Below are 19,920 nucleotides of genomic sequence, written 5' to 3' on the forward strand. Positions count from 1 at the left end.
ATTATAGCCTTTAACGACACACTGAATTATAATCAAATTATCATGTTATCGTTAAAGGCTAACCATTGTGGAAAACAAAACTGCACGTTTTACTGTATTAATGGACCCGCTAAAAAAGCAGGCATTCGAACAATTATGCGCCGCACAAGATCTCACGCCCTCTCAAGTTACTCGTCAACTTATTCGTGAATACCTTGAAAAACATGACGTTAGCTTTGGCGATAATCAAAGCAGACCTAATCCACAAGTTAAGAGCTAGTATGTCATAAAGACGTTAATGTATTGACGATGGCTTAATGAGTGTGATTGATGACGTCGTGAGCTAATGCTTAGGCTAGTTAATTTGTGATAATAGCATTATAATGTCATTACAATTTAAGGTGAGGTGGTGATAACGCTATCTCATGCCAATCGATAATGCTTTTCGAACAGTGCGTTGACGCCTTTATCTGGTTCGATTTAAGCTAAAAATAGAGAGTGAAGTATATGAGTGATGTCATCCCGCCATGCCCTAAGTGTGAGTCTCCATACGCTTATTCAGACGGTACATTATTAATTTGCCCAGAATGCGCGAATGAGTGGAACCCAAATGAAGAAGTGGTTGATCCAGACGCCATCATTTTAAAAGATGCCGTGGGTAATCTATTGGCAGAAGGCGACAAAGTCACCTTAATTAAAGATCTTAAAGTCAAAGGTTCATCACTTGTGCTTAAAGTCGGCACCAAAGCCGTGATTAACCGCTTTTCAACTGGCGACCACGACATCGATTGTAAAGTCGACGGTAACGGTCAAATGATGCTGAAATCTCAGTTTGTTAAAAAACAAAGCTAATAGCGATTAACTTAATTGTTATAAGCGACCATTAATCAGCTTCAGGCTTATTAAAAAAATCCCCGCAGGCAACAATGCCATCGGGGATTTTTTATGGACGCCAGTTCAAGTCCCGCCGCCTCATTAAATCAGTGTTCTAAGCAACCGTTGATAATTTAAAAAAGCTTGTTAGTTTTTAGCAGATGTAGAGAATTGCTAGGTGCTAGGTGCTAGGTGCTAGGTGCTAGGTGCTAGGTGTCTAGTGGCAACACTCAAATGAAATCACTTCTATGACACGCGGTAAACCCATCCCAGGGCGCTCTGCGAAAACATCCATGTTTTCGAAGGTCATAGCCGCGATTACATCCGCCGTTCAGTTATCTTCGATTCAACCGTGTTTATAACTAAGCGATCTAACTCATTTTGGACAAAAATGGGTTAGAAGTTACCTTTTTATTAAAGTTTACCCTCAAGCCACTAAATTAAATTTCAACATCAGGGTTACCCAAAGATAGCCTTTTTATTCGTCGATTTTGATCATAAACTCTTAGAATTAAAATGGATGAAAAGAGAAGGAATTTGAAATGAAGAGCAAAGAGTATCAAAACGGATTTAACTCCGGCTCATATAAAGATAATCCTCATAATATGGGAACTAGTGAAAACAATGATTTTGAGCGAGGGGTAACACAAAAGCAGAAACAGGCGTCTAGCTCTACCAGTGCTACCAGTAAATTTAATGCATCGTTTCTTTTATATAACAGTTCAACTCCACCTGAGAAAAACACTCTTAAGCCCGAAGTCCCTGTGATGCCAAGCTACAGATACGATAAAAATAAATGACTATAAATATGTTATCCGTGCCTAATGTGTAATTTTTTTCGACGGTTTTTTATAGATAAGCTCTTTGAACAATAAAATCAGGTGGTTCTAAAGTGAAAATTGTATTACCAGAAATACAAATAAATGACGCTACAGGATTTGATCCTGCGGTTGATATTTTTAGACGTAAAGATTTTGGTGAGCGATTAGCCAATTTAATCGAAAATGCAGAGGGTAATTTAGTTATTGCCTTAGACGCTGGTTGGGGGCAGGGTAAAAGCACCTTTATAAAAATGTGGCGAGGTCACTTATCGCACCACCGAGATTCAAAAATTCAGTCAGTATATTTTGATGCCTTTGAAAATGACTATCAAAAGGACCCATTTTTAGCATTAGCATCTGAAATGTATCAGTTGATACCTGATGCGGATGCAAGCAATAAGATTAAATTTAAGGATAAAGCGATAAAAGCTGGTAAATCCCTTGCCAGAGGAACTTTAAAATTAACAGTAAAGACTGTAACTGCAGGTATAGTGGATGGTAGCACTTTTGATGCTGCAGAGAGCGGCATATCTTCTTTAATAGCAGACCAAGTTGATGATCTTGTTAAAGAAAAATTTGAGCATGCACAAAAGGATAAGCTAGCACTAAAAGCATTTAAAGAACACTTGTCCGAATTTTCAAAGAGTGTGGGGAATGACAAGCCGATTGTTTTTATTATCGATGAGTTAGACAGATGCCGCCCTGATTTTGCTCTTGAATTACTTGAACAGGTTAAACATCTGTTTTCTGTTGAAGGAATTACCTTTCTACTAGTTACCAATCGAGTGCAATTAGAGCAGTCAATTATGGCCAAATATGGTGGAATCGACCCTGTTAACTACCTGCACAAGTTTATTAATGTGTGGTTAACTATGCCAAGATCATCAGAGGTGCATAATGATAATGGCTATCAATATTTACGTCATTTAATGCATTCAATGCTAGTGGAGAGCGATCAAAGGACAAACCTTAAAGATTGCGAGAATGTGCTATATGAAATTGTTCAATACTATCAGCCATCTTTTCGGGAAATCGACAGGATACTTTCTTACTTTGCCATATTAAGCAATATGGCAGGTCAGCAAGGCTATGAAAGTAACTTTGAATTTATAATGGCTATAGTTTGTTACCTTAAAGCTTGCAAACCTTCAGCACTCAACCCAGTAAATGGTACATTAAGTTATAATCTGATTGCCAGCGCAGCCAATTTTGCTGATATTGAAAAAACAGAGCGATTTTCTCAATTAGAATACATAACACGGCTTGTAAAATTTGACTTTGGTGATCAGGAATTAAAGGACAAAATGATAGAGGAAAAGCAAATCAATCAACCTCATTTCATAAGGCAAACTTCAAATCGCCTGATACTCATAAATAAGTGGCTAACAGAAATAACAAATTAATATATCCCGAAACCTTTCTAAACCGCCGCCAGAACACTCTAAACCGAGACAATGAACCTATGTTCCTTGTCTCGGTTTTTTTATGGATCTTTTTCAGCCAAACAGTCCTTACAGTCCAGCCTTTATTGTCGCGGATAATTTAGTGTTCAGCAAAGAGGGCGGCTATCACTGCAACCCTAATGACTTAGGCGGTGAAACCCATTTTGGCATTAGCGCCATGGCCTGCCCTAAAGAAGATATTGCCAACTTAACCCAAACGCGGGCGCAGTTTTTATACCATCGTGATTATTGGCGCGCCGCATGTAATTTCTTTTTTATGCAGAACTAAGTACCGCTAAATCGAAGATAGTAAAATTACAGGTGCAAGCGCGGCTGTGACCTTCGAAAACATGGATGTTTTCGCAGAGCGCCCATGGATGGGTTTACAGCGTGTCACAGAAGCGATTGCACTAAGCCTGCGGCAGGCAATAAGTACAAATAAAGTGTTGGTACCGAATAAATTCCTTTGATTGAAATACGCATCCAGCCACAAAAATAAAGCGGATTTAACTGAGCTAGCAGACAAAGAAAAAGGGCTTAGCATTGCTGCTAAGCCCTTTCGGTATTTGGTGGAGGCGGCGGGACTTGAACCCGCGTCCAGAAAGCCTACATCCTCGGCGCTACATGTTTAGTCTCTCTTTTATTTAACCAAGCAGTCTCCGAAAGACAGGATGCTACTTGGTGAGTCCGGTACTGTTTCGCGGTTCACCCCCGGACGGAGTTCCCTCGCTAGCACACTGTAATATGACCATCAGAATCCACTGTCCACGTGCGAAACGTGTGGTTGATGGCTAGCTAGCCTAAGCTGCTAGAGAGTAGTTAGAGTCGTTTGCAACTATAACGGTGCGGCTTTTTACGAGGCCAACCGCCCCTCGACATGCTCCTTGGGTTTCGTGAATCCTGTCGAATCCAGAATCGCCCCCAATTGAGTTAATCATAACGTGTTGTTGGACGAATACCTAGTGTCCATTAACAAAATATAATCGTTTGTTCACTATCTGTTCGTTCTAGGCCTATGTTCAATAACAACTTATCAGTTTTAATCGTTTCAACGGCCTACTATCGACATTAAGCGTTTTCTTTGTCTTTTTTCATTACGCGCGCTTTTTCTATTTTCCACTCGCGTTCTTTAGTGTCTTCACGTTTGTCGTGATCTTTTTTACCTTTACCTAAGCCAATTTCAACTTTTACCCAAGCACCTTTGCGCCAGTACATTGATAGTGGCACTAAGGTATAGCCTTGGCGTTCAATTAAGCCGGCAAGTTTGTCAATTTCACTGCGCTTTAATAGCAGTTTTTTAGTTCTGATTGGGTCACATATTACATGGGTCGATGCTGTATTCAGTGGTTGAATTGTACAACCATGCATAAAGGCTTCGCCTTCTTTAATGTATACATAACAGTCAGATAAGTTAACTTTACCCATGCGGATAGACTTAACTTCCCAGCCCATTAGCTGTAATCCCGCTTCTACTTTGTCTTCAATGCGGTATTCAAAGGTCGCGCGTTTGTTACGTGCGATGCTCGCTGAGGCATTTGCTGTTTTTTTCTTTACCATTCTATTTACCGTTGTGATTGTCGCTATGGCTCGTTAAGAGAGCGAGCTGACCGTCAGCAGTTAGCCCATTTAATAAACGCTATTATATTAATGCTATAAATTAACACCATTGATATAAGAGATATGGGGAAGATTTTTGATATATCAATGATTATACCCAGTTTCTTCGCTATTGTGCTATTTCCCACGCGATTTAACATCAAGGCGGATGCCTTTTTTGTGTAACGTGATAAAATCCGCATATTATTTTTACTATAGTGATGTCAGATGCCCAAGATTGCCAAAAGTATGCTGGTTAGGTTTAGTGCTAAAGAGATGTATGATTTAGTGAATGATGTTGAGTCATATCATGCTTTTTTACCCGGCTGTGTCGGAGGGAAGGTGCTAGAGTTTGACGGTAAAACCATGGTGGCATCTGTTGATGTGAGTAAGGCCGGGATCAGTAAAACCTTTACGACACGTAACCAGGTTGTTGAGGCGAAAACAATTTCCCTTGAGCTTGAAAATGGTCCCTTTAAGTATATGCATGGATTATGGAAGTTTACTGAATTAACTGACGAAGCCTGCAAAGTTGAATTTGATTTAGACTTTGAGTTTTCAAACATGTTAGTTGATATGGCATTTGGAAAAATTTTTAAAGAGTTAATGTCGTCAATGGTGATGGCATTTACCGAAAGAGCAAAGGTAATTTATCGTGACTAGTGAAACAGAAAAATTTGCCGTGGACGTCATTTATGCTTTACCAAAACAGCAAAAAATCATCACGATAATGGTTACTCCGGGCACTACATTTATTGAAGCGGTGGCTCAAAGTAATATGGTGAAGTTTTTTCCTGAAATAAATCTTGATGAAGCAAAACTTGGTACCTTTAGCAGAGCGGCAAAACAAGATGAAGTGCTGGTCCCTGGGCAACGTGTTGAAATATATCGTCCTTTAATAGCAGATCCTAAAGACGTACGTCGTAAACGTGCTGAGAAAGCTAAAGATGAAGGCCGGATTAATAAAATTACTGGCGCGAAGGTAAATTAAAAAATAGCTTTCGATTTTATTGCAGGCATAAAAAAGCAGAATCAGTTGATTCTGCTTTTTTGTCGGCGCTGATTATGGATTAATCTGGCTCGTTAGCTTTTTCTGGTTGATTGGTCAACGTAGGACGTTCTTCTTCAACGAGTGGTTTTGCATCTGGGCGCACTTCAGGTAATAACGGCTGTAAGTCAGCTGCATCGTTTACCGACGGTAAAGTGCTCAATTCAAGTGGCGTATTGAAGTCGCTACTTAAATCGTAATCGCCAGTCACACTAGATATTTTATCACCGGTAAAATGAACGATGAGTTCTTTATGAGTGATTTTTGCATTACGGCCACTTTTAAAATGGTAAACGTAATACCAGGTGTCGTCGGCAAAACTGTCGCGTAAAACCGGACGCCCTAAAATATATTCAGTTTGTTCTTTAGACATGTCTATGCGCAGTTTTTCAACTTGCTGCGTTTCCATGTAGTTACCTTGCGGAATATCGGGCTTATAAATTAGCCAATCGAAAACGCTACATCCGCTCATAGATAGTGAAAGCGCTACTGCGCTTACAAGGGTAAGACTTTGTTTTTTGTTTATCATTGTCTGCGCTACTTCCTAAATTCTGTCGGTCATCATACCCAAGCTGTCCCTATGCTGACAAGGGCCGATTAGAAGATGTTGTGGCTTTGAGTGAATATCTGGGCGTAAGTTCCTTATTTTGTCAATAAAATGACCACAATGGTGCATTTAAAATCATTATGGCGATTCTAACAGCCTGATTAGCTTATTGCGCCTGTGTTTATTCGTCCTGCATTTTTGATAATTAATCTTAATTTTTAAATAGCACTATATCAATCTTGTGAGCTGAATATGCCGCGCGCCAAGCAAATAACAACACCATTGCCTTGGCGTTTACCGTCATGCTGACGATATTTACATCATAGCGTTGTAGTAATGTTGGCAAATAGTCATTAAAGTGTTTAATTTAAACAATAGTGTTAATTTAGGCATTAATGCTCGTTGCGTTAAAATGACGTTATTCATCAATAAAATAAGATGGCACTATGACAATAAAGCCACCAGACTCACCAAGTGAACAGGTAAAACTCGGTCAGTTAATTTGTGTCGGGACAGGGATCCAACTTGCAGGACAAATAGGCTCGTTAAGCGTGAGTTATATTCAACTTGCTGATGTGGTGTTTTCGTTGGTGCCAGATGGGTTTACCGACAGGTGGCTAGCGACACTTAATGATGATGTACGCTCGTTGCAACCTTATTATGCGCAAGCGGGTGAAATTAAAAATCGGCGTGATAGTTATCAGCAAATGGTAGATGCCATGTTAGCTGAAGTGCGCGCCAATAAAATTGTGGTATGCGCCTTGTATGGACATCCTGGGGTATTCTCCTGCGTGTCCCATATGGCAATAGCACAAACAAGAATGCTCGGTTTTCGTGCCAAAATGCTAGCAGGTGTTTCTGCAGAAGCTTGTTTATGGGCTGACTTAGGGATTGACCCTGGCAGTAGTGGGCACCAAAGTTATGAAGCAACTCAGTTTATGTTGTACCAGCATGTACCTGACACTTGCTCGCATCTTGTATTGTGGCAAATAGCACTTGCAGGAGAGCATACATTAACGCAATTTTGTACCACTAATGCGAGAATTCAGATACTCGTTGAACACTTAACACTGTGGTATTGCGCTGACCATGAAGTGATAATTTATGAAGCGGCAAATTTAGCGATACAAACGCCTAGGATAGAAAAAATTAAGTTAGCTGAGTTAACGGATGTTGAATTAACGACTATTAGTACGTTGCTTATTCCACCGAGTCAACCATTGAGGCTGAACCATAAAATGCTCGCAAAATTAGCAATAACTGAGACAGATCTCGGATAAAAAATTTTTGTGCAATATAATAAATTTATAATTAAGGGCATGATATGTCGAACTTAAGTCAATTTTTTACTCAATTAGGCTCTGACGCCGCATTGTTAGAAGCTTATCAACAAGATCCGCGTGGCGTGATGAAAGCCAATGGCATTACCGATGAAGAAATCGCTGCTGTTATGTCAGGCGATAAAGCCCTTATTCGTCAGCTAGCTGGAGATGATGAGATGCAGATGTTCCAAATAATTACCACACCATAGCGGTGGGCACATTGCTTACTCGCTTTTGCATTAAATGGATTTTTTCTGTGCTACTGATAAGTTGCGCAGTGTTTGCTAATGCAAACGAAATAGATGCTGAGCTTGATATTGCAGAAAGCTTTATGCATACCGACACCCAAAGTGCGATTGATAAACTTAATTCGGTATTAAGCCACGAAGCAGAGTTGTCGAGTAGCCAAAAAAGTCGCTTATACATGCTGATAAGTCTTAAGCATCTCTATGTCGCTGAGTATAAGGAAGCCGATATCGCATTAGAGCGAGCGTTATCTTTTAATCCACCAGATGATATTTTGACGCGAATTTATTTATACAAAGTCACGGTCAACATTGGGCTTAAAGATTATAAACAAGCATTTACACAGTTAGAGATTAATTTAGCCCGCATTCATAATTACCAAGACAATAGCATTAAAATTGCCACTTACAACCGGCTATTAAATGTCTATTTAGAATTAGAAGCGTACGACGAAATGTTACGTATTTCACGGTTAGCGTTGGATCTAAATCAAGGTAAAAACCCTAAAAATCAATGTTATTCGATGCTGTACTATTCGGTCGCTCATTTACGTTTGAAAAAACTTCAACAAGCATCGAGTCTCTTCAGTGATACAGAAGAATATTGTGCCGAACAAGGCTTTCCACTCATAGCAGTCATGTCAGTTAAAGGCCGGGCCATTGTTGCCTATGAAAACGAAGATTATCAGCAGGCTGAAACATTGCTTTTAACCTCATTAGATGGGTATCAAAAGTTTAAGTTTGAAGTCGAAATTAATGAGATCCACTCATATTTAGGCATGACGTATTTTTATTTAGGCCGTTTTCAGCAAGCTAAATTATTTGCCGATAAAGTAAACCAATTGCCTATCGCCCCCAATAACTTACTCGTGAAAAAGCGCGTTAACGAAGCACTGTCATTAGTTGCCGGTAAGCAAGGGCAATTTGACAAAGCATATCAATATCAAGTGGTAGCGAATGCATTGAGCTTGCAGATTTTGAATGAACAGAAAGTAAAAGAAAACGCCTATCAAATGGCGCGTTTTGACAGTGTTGAGAAAAATCGCGAAACCAATAGTTTGATGCAAGACCATGAACTGCTGGTACAACAGAAAGATTTATTCATGAAAGATAAAAGCTCATCAATTATGTTTTCTACTTTATTGGTTGGTGTTTCTGTCGGGTTATTATTGCTGCTTATCTCTGCATGGTTGCAACGTAATCAATTTATGAAGCAAGCACAACGTGATGGGTTAACCGGGATTTACAATCGCCGAACGGGTCAGGAATTAGCAGAAAATGAGTTTATCGAGGCGCAAACGATTAACGAACCGTTTTCTGTGTTGTTGATGGATTTAGATTTATTTAAGAACATCAACGATCAATTTGGTCATGCAACAGGAGATTGGACCCTTAAAAAAGTCACTTCTGTGATTGAAACTATTATACGTCCAAATGATATCTTTACCCGCATGGGCGGTGAGGAATTTGCTATTTTTATGCCGAAACTTGAACAACCAGCGGCAGAAGAATTTGCAGAACGTATACGTATTGAGCTAATGGGCATTAATACGCGTTACTCGGGGCACGAATTCACTATTACGGTGAGTTGCGGGGTCAGCACGGCTAACAAAGACGACCTGAGTCTTGATCCACTCATTCAACGTGCAGATCTCGCCCTTTATAGTGCAAAAAATAATGGTCGCAACTGTGTTGTTTGTTACAACGAGTTAATGTCACAGCCGACTCGTTCATTTTCAAATTAATTCCGCTTGTTCTATCCGCTTCTCCTCCTGCTTAATCTTATATGCGTGACTGAGTAGTTGTTTATTTACTTGGTCAAATTTGGTGAGCGAATCTGCTAGCACTAATTAACAACGTATACTCTGATTTATTATTGTCATTCTTCACCATGCTATTTATTGCTATCGACAGTCCCTTGCTTTAAACGCTATTCGTTTGACTCTTGATTAAACGTCTCTATTTGGTGCATGTGCTTTCTCTTGCCTAGTATTTAGCATGCTCACTTATACTAATGTTGATTTAATATCGACAGATAAAGCCGGTTAGATTGTAATGTCGGTGACAAAAAACAGCTAAACACGCTATGTATTATCATATTCAAGGAATAGTGCGAACAGAGCTCCGTTCAGCGAGTCATTTGTCGCTTATCTCAGGCAATGGGCGTCGTTATCAGCTCAAATTTACGATTAGTAAGCTCAAGCATTTGCACTATTTTTAAGCTCATTATCATTTTAAGTGCACCATTAATGACATTTTTGTTAATTTTTTTGATAATAAAAGCATTTATTTTATAAAAAACCAATCTATCAATTCTTGTTGATCGGGTGACGTAACTCACATTTTTAGTTTATTCAAACTTAAAAGTTATTACGTTTACGTAAGCGTAATATTAAAACAGGTGTTTAAATTTGGTTTCGAGTTATAAGTTTTTAAGTGCATGTTTAGTAAGTGTAATTTTCTTTTACCCTAAGGTAAGCTCAAAACATAATTAAATTGTTCTATTTTTGTATTTAGACTAAAGTTTAGTAAACTTAAATTTACGAGTGGTAATTTAATTACATCGCTTTTTACCAAAAGTATTTCTTGGTAAATTGGTAAGATGAATTTATAAAACTCTATTTAGAATGTTAACCCTAAATTTTAAATCTATTTTAAATCAATATTTTATATTGATTTTTGGTTGTTGGTATTACCAATTTTAATGTTGTTTTTCGAGATCGTATAAAGGGCTTGGTCAAATTTAAACTGTTGCAATTACAAACGTTTCTGGTTAGTTTTTAGTACGAAACAGACATTTGAACGTTTTAGTTTGTAGCGATAATGATTAAGCAAAAGATAACAACTGATATTCAGTTTTAACATTAATAAGCACAGCCGGACGTTACCCGCAAATGAGCTAACAGAAGAAATGCTGCGATTAAATACAAACACAGATGTTGCCTCTAGTAAGTAATAACAAACAAAACGATGTAGCACTTAGGGAACCACATATGACGGCAGAACAATTGGTCGCTCAATATAGTAAGACCACATCAATAGATGACTCGGCAGCCACCGACATTTCATTTGTTGGCCCTGTAATAGAGGGGCAGCAAGATGTTTTCAATTCTGGTGCTGTGACTTTTTTAAATTCTTTATGTGCAAAGTTTGCTGCCGAGGTTCCAGAACTATTAGCTAAGCGTAAGCAAAAGCAAGCGCGTATTGATAATGGCGAACTGCCAGACTTCTTACCTGAAACGCGTGCTATTCGTGATGGTGTTTGGACGATCCGCGGTATGCCAGAAGACTTAACAGACCGTCGAGTTGAAATTACAGGTCCAGTTGATCGTAAAATGATTATTAATGCCTTAAATGCCAATGTGAAAGTGTTTATGGCAGATTTTGAAGATTCATTAGCACCGAGCTGGCAAAAAGTGGTTGAAGGACAAATTAATCTTCGTGATGCTGTTAATGGCGACATTTCATTTACAGCACCAGAAACGGGTAAACAGTATTCACTTAATCCAGATCCTGCTGTGTTAATTGCCCGTGTACGTGGTTTGCATTTAATTGAAAAACATGTGCTTTATAAAGGCTTACCTGTACCTGGCGGGCTTGTTGATTTCGCAATGTATTTTTATCACAACTATCGTCAATTACTTGCTAAAAACTCAGGACCTTACTTTTATATTCCAAAGTTAGAAAGCCATGTTGAAGCGCGTTGGTGGGCCAAGGTATTTGCCTTTGTAGAAGATCGTTTCTGCTTAAAGCCTGGCACGATTAAATGTACATGCCTAATTGAAACATTGCCCGCCGTATTTGAGATGGAAGAGATTTTATATGAGCTTCGCTCAAACATCGTGGCTCTCAATTGTGGACGTTGGGACTACATCTTTAGCTACATCAAAACCTTAAAAAATTATCCAGACCGAGTATTGCCAGATCGACAAGCCGTGACCATGGACACTAAGTTTTTAAGTGCTTACTCACGCTTGCTGATCAAAACCTGCCATAAGCGTGGTGCATTAGCTATGGGAGGCATGGCAGCCTTTATACCTGCAAAGGATGAAGAAACCAACGCCAAAGTATTGCAAAAGGTACGCGGCGATAAAGAGCTTGAAGCCCGTAATGGTCATGATGGAACGTGGGTTGCACATCCGGGTTTAGCAGACACCGCAATGAAAATTTTTAACGATTACATCGGTGGCAATAAAACGAATCAATTACACATAACCCGAGACGTAGACGCACCAATTTTAGCTAGCGAGTTGTTAGAAACCTGCGCAGGTGATCGCACCGAAGAGGGTATGCGTTTAAACATTCGCATTGCATTGCAGTATATCGAAGCGTGGATCCAAGGTAATGGGTGTGTACCGATTTATGGCCTGATGGAAGATGCTGCGACAGCTGAGATTTCAAGAACGTCTATCTGGCAATGGATAAAGCACCAAAAAACGTTATCAAACGGCAAGTTGGTCACGAAAGATTTATTTAAAGATATGTTGAAGCAAGAAACCGCTAACGTGAAAGAAGAACTCGGCAGTGAACGATTTAATGCCGGCAAGTTTACTCAAGCGGCTGCTTTATTTGAACAAATTACTACCTCAGATGAGCTTGTTGATTTCTTAACATTACCTGGATACGAATTGTTGACAGCGTAATGATGGTTTAACAACGAACTTATTAGCTATGAATTTATTAATAAAGAATATAGAGCAAGGTCGAAAATATTCACTTTGCTAACTTATTTACTCAGGAAGGAGTAATGCCATGACGACACAATTAACTCGTTAGTAACAAATACATTTGTATCGCATCTGCAAGAAGAGATTACAGGTTACTTTGGCTCAGTCACTACCAGTATTCAGGGAGGTATGTCATTAGTAACTGCATTAACGGGTTCTACTGAAGAAAAACAGTTTTAGCCGTTAGTCCAACCGTTTTACAGTTTAGTCACTTTGTGGCTGTTGTAACCCCGTGCGGCTCACCTACAGGTCGCACGGGATTTTTATCCAATCTATTGGATCATAAGCAATTGCTTAGTTGTTGATTTTAATGGCTTGGGTACTTCCTACCCGTAAGCTTTCCCAACCACGAATTGTGATTGCGGCTCTGATGAGCCGTTTTTTTTTCGTTAATTTTAGTCAAGCGTATATAAAATAAACTTTCAGTGTTCAATTATGTGAGTTTTTTAGACATGAATACAATAAAGTATAAACAGTACAAGATTGTTGAACAAAATTGAGTATACTGAAATTTACATTTGTTATATTTAGGTTAATTATTGAAGCCCACAACTCAGCCCAAAGGGGCAGATTATTGGACCAAACGGATCAGTGATCAAGAAATGCCCGCGTTATGCTCAACGGTTCGTGACTTAGAAAAACTGGCCAAAGACGATGTGTCTTCATTAGCTTTGCTCGGCCGCAGTGTAATGCATGATAACGCCTTAACCTCACGTATCTTACGTGTTGCTAACAGTGCTATCTATAATAAAGGCATTAATCAGGTTTCTACTGTGAGCCGTGCAGCTGTCGTGCTGGGGTTTGATACTATCCGCAATATTTGTATTACCGCAAAATTACTCACCAGCTTATTAGAAAACAAGCACCTATCTGAAGGTGTATACCAGCGTTTGTTAAAGTTGATGGCACAGTCATTTCAAGCTGCGATGTTGGCGCGAATGATGATGAGTGATCGCGGTGAATCTTTACGTGAAGAAGTGTTTATTGCCTCGTTACTATACCGCATCGGAGAAAGTGCTTTTTGGAGTATGGGGGGCGATATTACTGAGAATCTTGACCGTAAGCTCATCCATATTGATAACAAAATAGATCAAAATGCAGCAATTAGAGCAGAGTTAGGTACATCATTTATTCAGCTAACGCAGGGGATTGCCCGAAGTTGGGGTCTAGGAGAGGTGCTATTGAAATCTTTGGCCCAACCTGACGAACGTATGCCTGAAATACGCTGTATATTTTTGGCAGACAAGCTTTCGGAAGTTTTGTCACAAGCTTATTCAGATCCCAAAGAATTACAAAAAAGATTAACTCAAGCCGCCGAAATGCTAGATGTGAGTGTCGAAGAAATCACTAAACGGATAATTCATTGTAATGAAATGACTCACAAGCTTGCGATTGAATATGGCGCTAAAGCGATTGTGTCATATTTACCTGAACCGAGCCGTGTGGTTGATTGTATCGAAACACCTGTTGCAGAAACCATTGTCCGTCAAGCTGATCAAGGATACCAATTGAGTAAGTTAAGACAGCTTACTCAATATGCTGTGGTGAAAACTGACTTTAATCAAATTATGCACACCGCACTTGAAGGTATTTTAACGGGAGTGGGAGTTGATCGTTGTGGGGTGTTATTGTTGTCGCCAAGCCGTAAATTACTTCAACCTAGGGTAATGATGGGGGACGATGCAGAAATGCTTAAACAAGCTTTTGTGATTGAATTAAACGATCCTCAATCTGTATTTAGCCAATGCATTGAACAAAAACGCAGTATTTGGATTAACGCTCCTTCTTCGCAAGATTGTAAAGTACAAGTTGATGATGCTCTTGTAGAAAAATTATCATCGTTTGGTTTTTTGATTGCACCGTTAGCCATTGGTAATAAAGTGCTTGGATTATTTTATGCTGACAGGCATGGCACCGCTCGCCATTTTGAGCAACATGATAATGACAGCTTTACCCACTTTTGCCAGTTAGCCAACGTGTGTTTTGCAATGTCGATGAGTTAATGTGATTAGGGGCGCTTGCGCTTTTAAGGTTACTTTTACAGCGAATAATTGGTCATGGCTCACATATATATAACTGCGAGGCAGAGACTTTTAGCTGTAGTTATTTTTCATTAAAAGTTGATGATGCTGTAAAAGTGATCAACAAACGCTGCCTGAAGGATTCGACTTAAAACGTTTTCTCTTTATTAAAAAGCATTTTTGCGAATAAAGAATGCTTGTACCAATTCCACTCATTATCTGGTCATTCAGCGGGAATTCTGTACCTTCTAGGCAAGTAATAGGATTGTAGGCATAGTTGCTCTCGGCAACTGCTCCTGCGTTGCTCTGCCTCGTGCGTCCATGCAGTCGTCGGCAACTGCTCCTGCGTTGCTCTACCTCCTGCGTTCATGCAGTCGTACGTCAAAATGCTATTAAGCAGCATAGAAGGCACAGAAACCCGCCTTGCAGGAGACGCTCAGACAGTCCATTTTTTTGTTGCATTGCTTTAAAAGGGAGTAACCATTGTTTCAACAATGCGCCTCAAACTGAACAGTCTGAGCGACTCTGATTGGTCACATAATTAATGGAAATGGTATTAGATGACTAGGCAGCAATCCATTCTTCTTGATTGACACGTTTTTAACTCGAACAAAAATTCAATCAGAAAAGATTAAATGAGCTTAGTATTAAATAATAAAAAAGAGATGGCCATTGGCCATCTCTTTTTTAAGGCTTAATCTATACGATTACTGCATGATCAAGCTGGTGATTCGTTTGGCTTTCTCATTCGGAATTGGAAAACTTAAGTGGTATTGGGCGATTTTCCAGCCTTGCTCTGTGTGCACTAATGCTCCTGTACCTCGGCTTACGCCATAAGCTGGGCTAAACAATTGCTCATCAAATAAAATCGTATCGTCAATTTGCAATAAGTGACGAGATTGAAGTTCATAGCGCCAGCCTTTTGTTGGCTTTGCATAACGTTCAAATTCGACCATATTCCAGCGTTCTGAATCATCAGTGCCAATAAATACTGCTTGTGGGTGATACAAGCTGAAATAAGTACTCCAATCAGCTGCAGTGGCACTTTCATGTAGTTTGTTTAACAGAGCGCTTACTTCTTGACGGTCTTCTGCTGACAAACCTTGGCTATCTTCAATATCAGCCACATTGTTGAGATCTTTTATCACAGCTTGGCTTTCAGAGCTAACCTGCTGACTAACTGCAGCATTTTTAGGTTCTGTTTGAGTTTGATCTGGGGATAAATCATTCGCTCCAGTTGCGTGTAAGTCGAAAGCTGCTGCTGTGGTGACTAACATGGCGATAAAACCAAGTCGGTGAATAATTGATTGCATAGTGTTCCTTACGTTATTAATGACATTTCGCTTTGATTTATTGTGTGTCTGCGTTAATGCCAATGAATTGGATCTAAGTGATAAAACTGACTGAGTTCTTTATATAGTTTTTGGTGTTGTTGGTAAAACTCCGCAGGACGTTCAAAAAAGGTTTCGCTAATAACCGCAAAAAACTCTGCCGGATTGGTTGCGCCAAAATAGTTAAATAATGACGGTTTCTGATGCACTGCGCAATGCTGAAGTTGTTTAAATTCTTCTCCTAGAGTTTGTGACCAAGAACGATAAGCCGTAATGTCATTTAATGGAGGAGCCCCATTGGCTGTGCCGTCCTCTTGGTCAAGCTGATGTGCAAACTCATGAATAACTACATTACTACCGTCAAACGGATCTGCAGCACCTTCAAGTGTGCTGTTCCACGATAATACTACCTTGCCATATTCCCAAGATTCTCCAAGCAATACATTACGTTGAGTTGATTGAACTCCAGCAATATCTGTGCGGTTTTGCTCAACAATAAACGCTGCTGGATAAACTAAAATTTGTTTTAATTTGGGGTAATAATCTGTTTGACGGTTGAGTAACAATAAACAGGCTTGGGCGGCAATGGTGACCTTGACCTCATCATTGATAACAAAGCCACCGCAACCGACAAATTGTTTTTCTGCAATAAAAATTTGGATGTGCTTTTTGAGTTGTAACTGTAAGTCTGTCGGCATGGCTTTAAAGTATGGAAAGCGAGCTTTAAGTATGGTGCGCCAAGCGTTAGGGAAAGGTTGTGCTGTGATACGTTGATGCTTACGTTGTTTACGCCAACGACTACTGCCAATCCAGGCGATTGCCATTACTGCTATAAACACTACCAAGACAATCGCAACCATATAGTTAACCTAAGAATAAATCTACATAGTCTATGTATGGGGGAGGTTCGTGTTAAATTCAAGTTTACTTATTCGTGCATTAATATATTGAGACTATGTCGGCTATGATTTTTTACTGATGGTTTTTATCAGGTTTCGACAGGTGTTGAGTGATAACGGCCGAGCGATGCTGAATATAAAAAGAACTGGCAAACAAATATCGTCCTGATATTTGCAGCCAGCAAAGGGTGGGGATAGAACTAGTAAACGAATAAGATTAACCCAAGTTAGCGTCAATACGTTTTTGTTGCTCGGGCGTGAGTGAAAAATAGTGACTAATTAATTGTCTAATCAACTTTGATTTAGCAATATTGCCTTGTTGGCTAAGTTGCGTGAGTTGATCGATTGCCGATTCGCTTAACGTGTATGTACAGCGCTTAAACGGTTTGTTGCTACCATTATTCACTTTCGATAATGCTGTCGGTTGATTAGGGTATTTTCGTTGTAAAAAATCAACCACATTTGTTGGTTGATCCAACAGGTTATTACACATGCCTTTATCTGAGTGGAGTGTTGATGTTGTTTTACCCGCTGCATATAAATCTGCTGCGGCAATAAAGTCATCGATTGATACCGCAATGGGCCGCTCTGTTTTACATAACGAAGCGTTTTTCTTGAGATCTGCCAGTCCCATAATTTCCTCTTAATGTCGTTACGCTAGCGATATTATTGCGCTGGTCGATAAGTTGTTTTGCATCGGTAATACCTAATAACTCACAAGCGATACTGCGCATCTCTTCAGTGGCTTTGCCTTTAGGTTCAAGTTCAAATACCGATAATCCTGATTCCTCGCTGTCGTCATAAATGTTTCGACTGTAGTTGACGGCATCGAGTACTTTTATATCATATGTACGGCATACATCTTTCGCTTCTGTAATTCGACCCGCTTGGTTTGGTAAACTAGGGCATTGAGTGATGACAAACGATGCTTGCATTTTTGGGTTAATCATTAGACACGTTGAGACGATGTCGTCCATGTGGCTGACGGTTTTTAAATCCCGACGCTTTGGCCGTAATGGCATTAGCACATGCGATGCGACAGACATTGAAGCGCGCAATGCAAGGTTGTCTTGGCCTCCACAATCGACAATCACATAGTCGTAATGTTGTTCTAAACTGAGCAAATCATTACGAATTTTTCCGTATAATTGCACGCAATTGATGGTGGCTAAATTTGGGTTGTTATTTCGAGCTTGGATCCAGTCCGATGTGGTGCGCTGCGGATCGCAGTCCACCATAATGACACTGGCTTGAGCCTCTGTTGTAAGAAACACTGCAATGTTTTGTGCAAGACAGCTTTTACCGCTACCGCCTTTTTCTCCGCCGACTAATATGATCATCGCAACTGTCCTCTTTATCGGGCCATCCCCTAAATAGGTAAGGGCAAACCATGGCCAAATCTAATGCTTATATTCACTGTATATTCTCAAAGTGATATCGTCAATTAGCTGATTTTTGACGTTTTTTTATAAAAGTCACCAAGATAATTTATTGACAAAAATAGTCGATATGGCAATAAGTTGACGCTATTACGGTGCGTGCGTCAATGTTACTAAAAAGTTAAATAGCATAAACACTTAGGGCTAAATTGTGTATGCAGGGTCAATGTGGATCAGCTTTAGTTTGTTATTAACTTGCTCTATTATTTTGCGTTTTATGCATTTAAAGTATTTTTATGCATTCCTTTATTTCAAATTGATATAACTGGTTAAGGCTAATAAATACACTTTTATTTGATATGCGCGTGATATAATTTGGCTTTAATTTAAAAGAACGTTGGACCTTTATAATGAATGAGCAACAATTACTCGAAGCCATAAACCAAACAATGCCTTTTGGTAAATATGCTGGGCGAAAGTTGCTACAGTTACCTGAACCGTATTTAGTATGGTTTCATTCCAAAGGGTTTCCTGCGGGTAAGCTTGGTGAGCAATTAGCGCTAATGTATGAAGTGAAACTCAATGGCTTAGAAGAAATGTTGCAACCCTTGTTAAAGCGCTGACAAGCGAGTTAACGAAAAATCCTAACAACTAGAACACTACGCGGCTAGATGCTATAAAATCTTAGCAGCGAAGCGACCCTAGCAGGACGAAGTCCGCCCTAGTATCTAGTCTGTTAATCGTTTTTGCATGTAAAATCCTGTAAAAGTTTGCCCGCGTTTTTGCTGATAACTCACTTGTTTAAGTGCAAAACCATGTGTTTCAAACAATGTTTTAGACAAATATGACGCGTCGACACTTAAATAGGAATATTGTTGTAGCTGCGCCCAGTGCAATAATGTTTTATACAGTGCACGCGCTATACCTTGATGCTGGCTTGTTGGCGCAACATATAAACAGTCTATATAACCTTGTTGGCTAAAGTGGGTTTCAACACTGATAAATCCAACGATTTCTTGTTTGTCATTCACCGCTAGCCAGGCTCGATTTCGTTGGTATCTTAATTGCCAAAATTTTTTTGAACGCGGTGCTGATGACCAGGCGTTTAATTTTGCTTGTGGGTAACGAGGATGGTCAATATGTTGCACTGCGGCATGATATAACTGGCTGATTTGATCTGCATACTGTGCAGAAAAATCAATAATTTGATAGGGCTGTGTGTGTGAGTGTTCCATAAAAAAGACCAATCCGAAAGATTGGTCAATTATGGTGTTTTTTAGCCAGTAAAAGAACTATTTTTTACTGATATTGCCAACAAACATGATTTTATCAAAGGTTCTGTTTAGGCTTGAGCTAGCAAAGTCTGTCATCCACATTTGTTCTGACATTTCTACTGTATCACCTTTGCTTACTTGGGTTTGTGGACCCGCAGCCCAGTATGTTTTGTCTGCTTCTTTAATTTGAACATAGGTATAACCACCACCATTCATGGTGTCGAGTACTTCGCCCTGATGTAATGCACCTTGTGCCCAAACAGATGAAATTCCTAATGCTAGGGTGGCAGCGGCAGCAAATGCGATCAATTTAGCTTTCATATTAATGTCCTGTCATACGATTTAGAAGAGGTCCGCAAGGGATTACTTCAGCATTTAAGCATTTAAGCCGATTGGGGTCTGTGATCTAACCCCAA

21 protein-coding genes and 1 other RNA gene are annotated in these 19,920 nt (G+C 39.6%); 13 read left to right on the forward strand and 9 right to left on the reverse strand.

The features are described 5' to 3' along the window. Positions 1-67: 67 nt before the first annotated feature. From IEY40_RS06280 to IEY40_RS06300, 5 genes are all read left to right on the forward strand, one after another. Complete coding sequence (locus tag IEY40_RS06280; protein WP_011636565.1) at positions 68-259, forward strand: ribbon-helix-helix protein; 192 nt, start codon at positions 68-70, stop codon at positions 257-259. A gap of 227 nt (positions 260-486) precedes the next feature. After that, positions 487-831: a zinc ribbon domain-containing protein YjdM gene (locus IEY40_RS06285; RefSeq protein ID WP_188954372.1), complete on the forward strand. Its 345-nt coding sequence runs from the start codon at positions 487-489 to the stop codon at positions 829-831. A gap of 563 nt (positions 832-1,394) precedes the next feature. Further along, entirely contained in the window at positions 1,395-1,652 is a 258-nt protein-coding gene (locus IEY40_RS06290) for a hypothetical protein (protein WP_188954374.1), read from the forward strand. 92 nt (positions 1,653-1,744) lie between these two features. Continuing rightward, positions 1,745-3,076, forward strand: a complete 1,332-nt coding sequence (locus IEY40_RS06295) for a KAP family P-loop NTPase fold protein (protein ID WP_188954376.1) — start codon at positions 1,745-1,747, stop codon at positions 3,074-3,076. 82 nt (positions 3,077-3,158) lie between these two features. Then, positions 3,159-3,404, forward strand: a complete 246-nt coding sequence (locus tag IEY40_RS06300) for a glycosyl hydrolase 108 family protein (RefSeq protein WP_188954378.1) — start codon at positions 3,159-3,161, stop codon at positions 3,402-3,404. Between the two features lie 278 nt (positions 3,405-3,682). Here the strand turns inward: IEY40_RS06300 and ssrA are convergent. Continuing rightward, positions 3,683-4,038: a transfer-messenger RNA gene (gene ssrA, locus IEY40_RS06305) on the reverse strand. Positions 4,039-4,183: 145 nt separating this feature from the next. Continuing rightward, the gene (gene smpB / locus IEY40_RS06310) at positions 4,184-4,672 is read right to left on the reverse strand and encodes an SsrA-binding protein SmpB (RefSeq protein WP_188954380.1); all 489 of its coding nucleotides are present in this window, start codon (positions 4,670-4,672) and stop codon (positions 4,184-4,186) included. A gap of 267 nt (positions 4,673-4,939) precedes the next feature. On the opposite strand from smpB, the gene IEY40_RS06315 reads away from it, so the two are divergent. Continuing rightward, a complete protein-coding gene (locus tag IEY40_RS06315) occupies positions 4,940-5,374 on the forward strand; it encodes an SRPBCC family protein (protein ID WP_188954382.1) in 435 nt (144 codons plus the stop codon). Then, a complete protein-coding gene (locus IEY40_RS06320; RefSeq protein ID WP_188954384.1) occupies positions 5,367-5,702 on the forward strand; it encodes an RnfH family protein in 336 nt (111 codons plus the stop codon). Before IEY40_RS06315 ends, IEY40_RS06320 begins: the two co-directional genes overlap by 8 nt. Before the next feature lie 79 nt (positions 5,703-5,781). Here the strand turns inward: IEY40_RS06320 and IEY40_RS06325 are convergent, their stop codons facing one another. Beyond that, entirely contained in the window at positions 5,782-6,288 is a 507-nt protein-coding gene (locus IEY40_RS06325) for an outer membrane protein assembly factor BamE (RefSeq protein ID WP_188954386.1), read from the reverse strand. 464 nt (positions 6,289-6,752) lie between these two features. On the opposite strand from IEY40_RS06325, the gene IEY40_RS06330 reads away from it, so the two are divergent. From IEY40_RS06330 to IEY40_RS06350, 5 genes are all read left to right on the forward strand, one after another. Continuing rightward, entirely contained in the window at positions 6,753-7,586 is an 834-nt protein-coding gene (locus tag IEY40_RS06330; RefSeq protein WP_188954389.1) for an SAM-dependent methyltransferase, read from the forward strand. 44 nt (positions 7,587-7,630) lie between these two features. Next, a complete protein-coding gene (locus tag IEY40_RS06335; RefSeq protein ID WP_188954391.1) occupies positions 7,631-7,837 on the forward strand; it encodes a hypothetical protein in 207 nt (68 codons plus the stop codon). Between the two features lie 47 nt (positions 7,838-7,884). Continuing rightward, entirely contained in the window at positions 7,885-9,618 is a 1,734-nt protein-coding gene (locus IEY40_RS06340; RefSeq protein WP_188954393.1) for a tetratricopeptide repeat-containing diguanylate cyclase, read from the forward strand. Between the two features lie 1,248 nt (positions 9,619-10,866). Next, positions 10,867-12,516: a malate synthase A gene (gene aceB / locus IEY40_RS06345; protein WP_188954395.1), complete on the forward strand. Its 1,650-nt coding sequence runs from the start codon at positions 10,867-10,869 to the stop codon at positions 12,514-12,516. Positions 12,517-13,139: 623 nt separating this feature from the next. Continuing rightward, the gene (locus IEY40_RS06350) at positions 13,140-14,603 is read left to right on the forward strand and encodes an HDOD domain-containing protein (protein ID WP_428848141.1); all 1,464 of its coding nucleotides are present in this window, start codon (positions 13,140-13,142) and stop codon (positions 14,601-14,603) included. A gap of 725 nt (positions 14,604-15,328) precedes the next feature. On the opposite strand, the gene IEY40_RS06355 is transcribed toward IEY40_RS06350, so the two are convergent. From IEY40_RS06355 to IEY40_RS06370, 4 genes are all read right to left on the reverse strand, one after another. Further along, the gene (locus IEY40_RS06355; RefSeq protein ID WP_188954397.1) at positions 15,329-15,934 is read right to left on the reverse strand and encodes a nuclear transport factor 2 family protein; all 606 of its coding nucleotides are present in this window, start codon (positions 15,932-15,934) and stop codon (positions 15,329-15,331) included. A gap of 53 nt (positions 15,935-15,987) precedes the next feature. After that, a complete protein-coding gene (locus IEY40_RS06360; protein ID WP_188954399.1) occupies positions 15,988-16,812 on the reverse strand; it encodes a M90 family metallopeptidase in 825 nt (274 codons plus the stop codon). 256 nt (positions 16,813-17,068) lie between these two features. Beyond that, positions 17,069-17,485 carry a ribbon-helix-helix domain-containing protein gene (locus IEY40_RS06365; protein WP_188954401.1) on the reverse strand — a complete coding sequence of 139 codons (417 nt, stop codon included), beginning with the start codon at positions 17,483-17,485 and terminating at the stop codon, positions 17,069-17,071. After that, positions 17,445-18,191, reverse strand: a complete 747-nt coding sequence (locus IEY40_RS06370) for an AAA family ATPase (RefSeq protein WP_188954403.1) — start codon at positions 18,189-18,191, stop codon at positions 17,445-17,447. Before IEY40_RS06370 ends, IEY40_RS06365 begins: the two co-directional genes overlap by 41 nt. Positions 18,192-18,640: 449 nt before the next feature. Here IEY40_RS06370 and IEY40_RS06375 point away from each other — a divergent pair, with 449 nt between their 5' ends. Continuing rightward, a complete protein-coding gene (locus IEY40_RS06375; RefSeq protein ID WP_188954405.1) occupies positions 18,641-18,853 on the forward strand; it encodes a DUF3820 family protein in 213 nt (70 codons plus the stop codon). A gap of 105 nt (positions 18,854-18,958) precedes the next feature. Here the strand turns inward: IEY40_RS06375 and IEY40_RS06380 are convergent, their stop codons facing one another. Next, the gene (locus tag IEY40_RS06380) at positions 18,959-19,465 is read right to left on the reverse strand and encodes a GNAT family N-acetyltransferase (protein ID WP_188954407.1); all 507 of its coding nucleotides are present in this window, start codon (positions 19,463-19,465) and stop codon (positions 18,959-18,961) included. Between the two features lie 57 nt (positions 19,466-19,522). Next, on the reverse strand, positions 19,523-19,825 hold the full coding sequence (locus IEY40_RS06385) for an NrfJ (RefSeq protein WP_188954409.1): 303 nt from the start codon (positions 19,823-19,825) through the stop codon (positions 19,523-19,525). Positions 19,826-19,920: the final 95 nt, after the last annotated feature.

The organism is Shewanella ulleungensis, from assembly GCF_014648315.1.
Lineage (GTDB): Bacteria > Pseudomonadota > Gammaproteobacteria > Enterobacterales > Shewanellaceae > Shewanella > Shewanella ulleungensis.